8 protein-coding genes are annotated in these 7,572 nt (G+C 55.6%); 6 read left to right on the plus strand and 2 right to left on the minus strand.

All coding sequences use genetic code 11. The annotated features are described in order from the left end of the window. Positions 1-101: 101 nt before the first annotated feature. Positions 102-839 (minus strand): class I SAM-dependent methyltransferase, encoded by a 738-nt coding sequence (locus tag AC2FNU_RS22840; RefSeq protein ID WP_496793082.1) that lies wholly within the window; start codon positions 837-839, stop codon positions 102-104. A gap of 380 nt (positions 840-1,219) precedes the next feature. Here AC2FNU_RS22840 and AC2FNU_RS22845 point away from each other — a divergent pair, with 380 nt between their 5' ends. The 5 genes from AC2FNU_RS22845 (at position 1,220) to AC2FNU_RS22865 (ending at position 6,572) form a co-directional block, all read left to right on the plus strand. Continuing rightward, positions 1,220-2,794 (plus strand): lysine--tRNA ligase, encoded by a 1,575-nt coding sequence (locus AC2FNU_RS22845; RefSeq protein ID WP_496793085.1) that lies wholly within the window; start codon positions 1,220-1,222, stop codon positions 2,792-2,794. 48 nt (positions 2,795-2,842) lie between these two features. Continuing rightward, the gene (locus AC2FNU_RS22850) at positions 2,843-3,244 is read left to right on the plus strand and encodes a DUF4864 domain-containing protein (protein WP_496793088.1); all 402 of its coding nucleotides are present in this window, start codon (positions 2,843-2,845) and stop codon (positions 3,242-3,244) included. A 138-nt stretch (positions 3,245-3,382) separates the two neighbouring features. Next, entirely contained in the window at positions 3,383-5,668 is a 2,286-nt protein-coding gene (locus AC2FNU_RS22855; protein WP_496793091.1) for a glycosyl hydrolase family 28-related protein, read from the plus strand. A gap of 105 nt (positions 5,669-5,773) precedes the next feature. Next, positions 5,774-6,091, plus strand: coding sequence for an antibiotic biosynthesis monooxygenase family protein (locus tag AC2FNU_RS22860; RefSeq protein WP_171093509.1), 318 nt, complete (start codon positions 5,774-5,776; stop codon positions 6,089-6,091). Positions 6,092-6,164: 73 nt separating this feature from the next. Further along, complete coding sequence (locus AC2FNU_RS22865; protein WP_480800886.1) at positions 6,165-6,572, plus strand: universal stress protein; 408 nt, start codon at positions 6,165-6,167, stop codon at positions 6,570-6,572. A 3-nt stretch (positions 6,573-6,575) separates the two neighbouring features. On the opposite strand, the gene AC2FNU_RS22870 is transcribed toward AC2FNU_RS22865, so the two are convergent. Further along, a complete protein-coding gene (locus AC2FNU_RS22870) occupies positions 6,576-7,022 on the minus strand; it encodes a HugZ family pyridoxamine 5'-phosphate oxidase (RefSeq protein WP_496793100.1) in 447 nt (148 codons plus the stop codon). A 149-nt stretch (positions 7,023-7,171) separates the two neighbouring features. Between AC2FNU_RS22870 and AC2FNU_RS22875 the strand changes: the two genes are divergently transcribed. Beyond that, positions 7,172-7,572, plus strand: a 401-nt coding sequence (locus tag AC2FNU_RS22875) for an excalibur calcium-binding domain-containing protein (RefSeq protein WP_496793105.1), incomplete at its 3' end; no start/stop codon positions are given.

Below are 7,572 nucleotides of genomic sequence, written 5' to 3' on the forward strand. Positions count from 1 at the left end.
GATCCGCCCGCCTGCGAGCTTGAACAACACCTGACCGGCGGAAATCATGACAGGTGTCAGCAGCAAGCCTGTCCAGATCAGAACCGTTGGCGCGGTAGCGCTCATGCCGCCTGGTCCTTTAAGGGCTTTTCGTTGCTTTGATCCACAGGGCGATCTTCGCAATAGTAGATGTCGCGCCCGATATCTTCGCAGACATGTACGCTGGGGCTGGGATGTACGGCGCGCAAAAAGCTGTGAGTGTAGGGGAAGAAGTTAAAGTGCGGATTGAAGCTGTAGCGGTATTCCCTCTCGCGTGGGACCACTATGATGACACGCTTTCGCGCGACCCGGCGCAGTTCCGCTATCGCTTGGCGATAATCGAGTAGATGTTCGATCACATGGGTACAGATAACGGTGTCGAAGCTGTTGTCGTCAAAGGGCAGCTCCTCAATCCGCGCGGCGACATAGGTGATGTTGTCCAGAGCTTCCGCATCGTCGACCACAAAATCCACGCCGGTCATGGCGGCTATGTCCGGGCGCTGGGCTCGGATACGCTGTAGAAGAACGCCAGTACCGCAACCGACATCGCAGATGCTTTCGCCCACGATGTCTTTGGCGATCCGCTCTATGCAGGCTTCGGAATTGTCGGTTCCGTCATGAACGCGCGGATGGTCGCGATACAGGGTTTCGTATTCTTCGTCTGTCAGAAAAGGTGCGCGTTCGCGGAATGCCGCCAGCCGGGTGATATGTTCACCCCAGACCCGCCGTGCAAGCCAGTGAAAGGCGGCGCTGTCGCGCAAGATTGGCGGCACGATGTCTTCAAGCACAAAGCGGATCAGATTGGTGGTTTCGCGTCGCATCTTGTGTCCTCTGGTCCGGGAAGGTCCCTGATCTCGCCCCAGTCATACATGGCCTGAGAAGCCCGTGAAATATGCAGGCTAAACCAGAGCGTGCGGCCCGTGTCTTTTTTGTTTCGGAGAGTATGATCGCCCCATCATTGTGGCTTCAGTAAGGCTGAGCCGTGAAACCTGCGTTTCGGGCCCACTGAAGACAGCGTCCGAATATTCGGAATAATGCAGGAGGCTTTAACCCTTTGAGCATAGGGAAACACCGGTTTCTGGTCAGTTAGGGTAGGAAACGGGCCACTGCTTTATTGACTCATGCTGCACTGGCACAATAGGAGGGGCCGGTCCGGTTGCATGGGGCAACCAGAACACCTTCCCCGATGGAGCACATTGAAATGTCTGAACTGCGTGAAACCGCGATGTCGTCCAAGGCCTGGCCTTTTGAAGAGGCGCGCCGGTTGCTCAAACGCTATCAGAAGGCGGCTCCGGAAAAAGGATATGTTCTGTTTGAGACCGGCTATGGCCCGTCAGGTCTGCCGCATATCGGCACCTTCGGTGAGGTTGCGCGGACCACAATGGTAAAGCGTGCGTTCGAAGTGCTTTCTGACATTCCGACCAAGCTGATCTGTTTCTCGGATGATTTGGACGGAATGCGGAAGGTGCCCAGCAATGTGCCGAACCCGGAGATTCTGGAACAACATTTGCAGCGCCCGTTGACCTCGGTGCCGGATCCGTTTGGCGAATATGACAGCTTTGGTGCGCATAACAACGCCATGCTGCGACGGTTCCTCGACACGTTTGGGTTTGAGTACGAATTCTACTCGGCCAAGGAGTTCTACGAGTCCGGGCAGTTTGACGAAATTCTCAAGCGTGCAGTTGAACGCTATGATGAGATCATGGCGATCATGCTCAAGAGTTTGCGGGAAGAGCGCCAGCAGACCTATTCGATTTTCCTGCCGCTGCACCCTGAAAGCGGGCGGGTCATGTATGTGCCGATGAAAAAGGTCTGTGCTGAGACATACACAGTGACCTTTGACGATGAGACAGGCAAGGAATGGACCGTTCCTGTAACCGGCGGCCATGTGAAGCTGCAATGGAAGCCGGATTTTGGCGCGCGCTGGGCTGCCCTGGGTGTCGATTTCGAGATGTACGGCAAAGAGCACGCGACGAACGAAAAGATCTATGACTCGATCTGCCGCGCGCTGGGTGGTCGCGCGCCCGAGCATTTCAGCTATGAGCTGTTCCTGGATGAAAACGGTCAGAAGATCTCGAAATCGTCCGGCAATGGCGTGTCGATTGATGAATGGCTGACTTATGCGCCGACCGAGAGTTTGGCCTATTTCATGTATCAAAAGCCCAAGACGGCCAAGCGGATGCATTTTGATGTGATCCCGAAAGCTTATGATGAGTATCATCAGCAGTTGCGGGCCTATCCGGGGCAGGATCTGAAGGCGCAGTTGAACAACCCGGTTTGGCATATTCACGGCGGTGACGTTCCTGAATCGACGCTGATTGTGCCGTTTGCGATGCTGCTGAACCTCGCATCGGTGTCTGGCGCAGAAGACAAAGAGGCGTTGTGGGGCTTTATTCGCCGCTATGCGCCAGAGGCGACTGCGGAAAGCCATCCTGATTTGGATCAGGCCGCAGGGTTTGCCGTGCGCTACTTCAACGATTTCGTCAAACCGACGCGAAAGCACCGCGCTCCGACGGATCAGGAACGCGAAGCGCTGGAGGCACTGAAAGTCGCGTTGGAGGCTTATGATGGCCCCACCGAGGATGAAGCCCTGCAATCGGTGGTTTACTCGATTGGGCGCGAGCGGTTCGACCCGATGCGCGGCTGGTTCACAGCCCTATACGAAGTGCTTCTTGGCGCGTCGCAAGGTCCGCGTTTCGGAGGATTCATCGCGCTGTATGGTGTGCCCGAGACGATTGCGCTGATCGACAAGGCGCTGGCCGGAGAGCTGGTCTGATTTGACCTGAACAGGTCTGGGGCTACCCTAACTGCAGGAGGTGGCCCCATGCGTCGATTTTTGCTTGCTCTTTCCTTGAGTGCCGGACTGGCGTCGGGCGCGTATGCTCAAAGTTCCGAGATCGAAGCGAACATCGCGGCACAGATACAAGCCTTCAAAGCAGATGATTTCGCGACGGCCTTTACGTTTGCCAGCCCCAACATTCAGCGTCTTTTCCAAAATCCAGACAACTTTGGAGCTATGGTCCGCAATGGGTATCCCATGGTTTGGCGGCCTGCTGATGTACGCTTTCTGGAACTGCGCGAGATTGCCGGGTCATTGTGGCAGAAAGTCATGATCACCGACGGCGATGGGCGTGTTCACATTTTGGACTACCAAATGATCCCGTTGGACGGTGGTTGGAAAATAAATGGCGTTCAATTGTTGGGTAACGCTGACCCTGCGGCTTGAAGCAACACCACCGTCACGGTGAGATGAGCCGTGGTTAATTCCCTTTCGGTATTCAGACTTTCGCGTTCGGGGTGGACCTGAACACGGGGTTTGGACGCGTCGCATGACCTGCGCGACGCGATTGAGAAAGGGATTTCAATGAACAAGGCAATCACCGACGGCATCGTGTTCATGCCGCCTCAATTCGCGAATGGTCTGACAGTCTGGTCTGCCGGGGACGGTACGCCCGGCTCACCCACTTACGGCGGGTCCGGAACCGGAGTTTTTGCCCCTTCGGATGCGGATTTTGGTGGCTGTCTTGAGATTCTGAAAGTGAACACCACACAACAGCTGCGTTATATGGGACAGACGCCGATTTTGCCCGGCTGCTATCTGCAGATCAAAGCGCGTGTCAAAGCGATTAGCGGGCCATTACCTTCGGTGCGAATTGCCGCTTGGGCCGGAGGTGCAGGGGATGCGCATGTAGCTGGCGTTGTAGAGCAAGGGCCGGCCACTCAGCTATCAGGTTATGGGTCAGTGCATGAAATCACGGCAATTGTCGGCACTGGCCAGCGCCCGGGTGTGGATATGCCTTGGGGTCTTGCCGCGTTGTACGGACATTTCGGTTTAGACATCGAAGGGGCCAATGGTGCCCTCGTGCGCGTGGATGATCTTGAGATCTCCGATGTCACAAATGTTTTCCTTCGTGAAATGATCAGTCTGGTGGATGTTCGGGATTATGGCGCTGTCGGTGACGGTGTTACGGACGATTCCGCAGCGTTTGAAGCCGCGGATCAGGCCGCTGGCGGGCGCCGGGTCTACGTTCCGCAGGGCACTTATCACCTTGCGGAAAATACCAGTATGGCCTCTGAGATGGAGTTTGAAGGCACTGTTACGATGCCGGATGACAAGATGCTGTTGCTGACCAAAGACTTCCATCTGCCAAGTTACATTGCGGCCTTCGGTGATGAAGAGTTTGCTTTCAAAAAGGCGTTTCAGGCGTTGTTGAACAATTCGGATCATGAATCGCTGGATCTGGGCGGCCGCAAGATTTCGGTGACGGCCCCGATAGATATGGCTGCGGCGGTTCCAAACAAACAAGGCTTTTCCACCCGCCGCGTGATCCGCAACGGTCAGTTCGATGTCAAAAGCAGCACGGCCTGGGATACCGAAACCTTCACATCGGTGGCAACCTATGATCCTTCGGACAGAACCCGACTGACCAATGTGGCCAATGTTGCGAATATTCCTGTAGGCTCGTTGGTGCAGGGCAGTGGTGTTGGCCGCGAAATCTATGTGCGGTCAAAGAACGTTGGTGCTGGTGAGATCATCCTGAACGCGCCAATCTATGATGCGTCGGGTACGCAGACGTTCACGTTCCACGCGTTTAAATACCTTCTGGACTTCAGCGGCTTCAACACGTTGCGTAAATTCGGCATGGAGCAGATCGAATTTCAGTGCAACAGCAGATGCAGCGCCATTCGGCTGGCGGCGTCGGGGGGCACATTCCAGTTGAAGGATTGTTTCGTCAGCCGCCCAAAAGACCGGGGGATCACCTCGATTGCGACAGGGTGCAAAGGCATGCTGATTGACAATTGTCAGTTTCTGTCAGCGGAAGAGTCCTTGCCAGTGACGGATCGATCGTCAATCGGGCTGAACACCAATTCGAACGACGTGAAACTGCGCCACAACCACGCCGTGCGCTTTAAACACTTTGCCGTTCTGGGCGGTGACAACAACATGGTTCTCGGCAATCATTTTTTCCAAGGTGATGGCATTCCGCAAGGCGTTCGCACCGCAGGGCTGATCATGATTGGCACGTATAACAGTTCCACCATTGCCGAGAACTATGTCGATAACTGTTTCATCGAGTGGACCAATGAGCGGGACGCGTCGCCCGCTTTCACCAGCGGGTTCTCGTTCAGTGCCATGAGCATCACCGATAACATTTTTTATTCGAGCCAAGCCCCATCCTGGTTCAGCTACATCGTCGTGCGGCCTTATGGGGCCGGTCATTTCCTGAATGGTTTGACTGTGACGGGTAACAAGTTCCGCGCCACAAGCGGTTCGATAGATCGGGCGGAAAAGGTGGACGCGTCTTTTGCGGATCTCAACAACAACAGGCACACGAACGTCACTTTTCAAAACAATACCTACCACGGCGTCACCGCGAAGTCCGCGCATCCGCTTCGCGTGCGACATGTGCAAGGCTCGGTGTCTACTCTGTGGTGGGTCGCATCAGGCGGGCAATTGCCGTTTAACGGCAAGGCACGCAGCTGCGATAGCGTCACAGCCATAGGGGCACTTTCAGGTGTGTTCAACAATCACGTGTTCAGCGCGCCGCATGTCGAGGTCGAACAGGGCGCGTTGGGCAATAGTCTGCTTTTGCGATGGCCTGAGAGTGTCAAAGGTGAAGTCACTGCTTTGATCCGAATGGAACGGTAAGATCTTTTGGATCATCCGAATTCGGGTGACCCGTTTCTGCAAAAAGGAAATTGGCGACGTTTGTTTTCGGTATGCTAGGCTGAGAAAAGCAAATGGAGAATCCCGATGCCGAAAATCGCCAAAGACGCCAGTGTTCAAACAGTTATCACAACCTTCGAAATGACGCCGGGCACGTGTCAGGACCTTTTGGAAGCCTTGACCGATGCCTATGCCGAATTCATCTCAAAGCAGCCGGGATTCGTGTCCGCGGGCCTGCATGTAAACGACGCACAAACCCGAATCGCCAATTACTCGCAATGGGAAAGGCGCGAAGATTTTCTGGCTATGTTGAGGACGCCTGAAATGCGCGACCGCAACCGCAAGATCAACGAATTGTGCAAAAGCTTTGAACCGGTCATGTATGACGTGGCCGAGACTTTCTGACGTTCCTGACCTGAATCAAAGTCTGCAATATCAGTATGTTTAAAAGTGAGCCTGCAAAACGGAGGCTCACGCTATGTATCACAACATTCTTGTCCCTATCTCATTCGATGCTGAAAGAGACACCTCCGGGCCTTTGAAACTGGCTCAGCTGTTGGCGACACCGGACGCGCAGGTGACATTGCTGCATGTGGTCGAGCATATTCCGAACTATGCGATTTCCTACATGCCGCCCGAATACCTGACCGAAGCCCGCAAGGCGATTCAGACCGAATTGGATGAATTGGCATCGCAGTTGCCAAATGCGCGTGGATTGGTGATCGAAGGGCACTCTGGCCGCACAATTCTGGATTGGGCCGAAGCCAACACTCCCGACCTGATCATCATGGCGTCGCACCGACCGGGCATGCAGGATCTGCTGCTGGGTTCAACTGCATCACACGTCGTGCGACATGCTGGGTGCGCTGTGCATGTGGTGCGCTGACCGTTAGAAATCCTCTGCTGTCAGGCGGTAGGCTTTGCCAAAACCGCCGTTCAACAACCCATCCTTGACGGCGAACCTGACAAAGCTGAAATCTGCGAAATCGATATACAGCTTTGCCTTGGGCCTAAGGCTCAGATACCGATCGCGCAACGGGTCGTAGCCGGGCATGTCCCGGTGTACCCAGTGCGCAACAGCGTGCAGCGTCAGACGGGGATGGGTCAGCGGGTCGCCTTTGTCTTCGGGCTCTCCGACCAGCAGCGCAGCATTGGGATTGGCGTTCAGGGCTTGGGTGTGCTCGGCCAGCGACGAAATCAGCGTGACAGGGCAGCCATCTGTATCCGTGGCCAATGCGATACGGGACAGCGTTGGCAAACCTGTTTGGGGGTGCAAAACAGCCAACGCAGCAAACCGCGCCTGCTCCAAAAGCTCTCTGGCCTGCGCGCGGACCATTTCGTCTGGAGTTTGGTAGGGACTGGTCAAAGTGTGGCAAGACCTCGCAATCATGGTTTGGCAGTGACACTAAAGCGTAAATCGGTGGCCCGCCAACCTTTCGATCCGATTGCCTCGGCTTTGCCACATATCCATCGTAAGACCCAGTCATGCTGTTCAAGAAACCCACGCAGGACACGTCAGACCTGAACCCAAGATCAACCCGTCGGCACCAGCGGGCTGAGGCCACGCGCCGACAGGCGCTGTCTCCGGTGCGCATATTGATTATGGTACTGTTGCTGCCCCTCACGACTGTGCTGATCGCGGTGGGCGTTTTCATTCGGGTGTCCGAGTATAATCGGGATGAGGCCGTGATCCACCTGATCGCGCTGGCGGGGTGTGACGCGACGCAGGCCATGGGCATCGGGCCTTTCCGGGAAGGTCAGCCGGGGTACCACACGCGCAATGACCCGGACGGGGACGGCGTTGCCTGTGGGTTTACCGAAGCGCCTGTACCTCAGGCCGCGCAATCAGAAAGCCGCCCAGAGCCGCAACAACGTGCGGTCGGCAA

Source organism: Ruegeria sp. BHSB064, assembly GCF_059613205.1.

Bases quoted from the DNA above. Each gene is read 5' to 3' on its own strand.
- AC2FNU_RS22855 (WP_496793091.1), top strand. From the start codon at position 3,383: ATGAACAAGGCAATCACCGACGGCATCGTGTTCATGCCGCCTCAATTC.
- AC2FNU_RS22845 (WP_496793085.1), top strand. From the start codon at position 1,220: ATGTCTGAACTGCGTGAAACCGCGATGTCGTCCAAGGCCTGGCCTTTT.
- AC2FNU_RS22840 (WP_496793082.1), bottom strand. From the start codon at position 839: ATGCGACGCGAAACCACCAATCTGATCCGCTTTGTGCTTGAAGACATC.
- AC2FNU_RS22865 (WP_480800886.1), top strand. From the start codon at position 6,165: ATGTATCACAACATTCTTGTCCCTATCTCATTCGATGCTGAAAGAGAC.
- AC2FNU_RS22850 (WP_496793088.1), top strand. From the start codon at position 2,843: ATGCGTCGATTTTTGCTTGCTCTTTCCTTGAGTGCCGGACTGGCGTCG.
- AC2FNU_RS22860 (WP_171093509.1), top strand. From the start codon at position 5,774: ATGCCGAAAATCGCCAAAGACGCCAGTGTTCAAACAGTTATCACAACC.
- AC2FNU_RS22870 (WP_496793100.1), bottom strand. From the start codon at position 7,022: ATGGTCCGCGCGCAGGCCAGAGAGCTTTTGGAGCAGGCGCGGTTTGCT.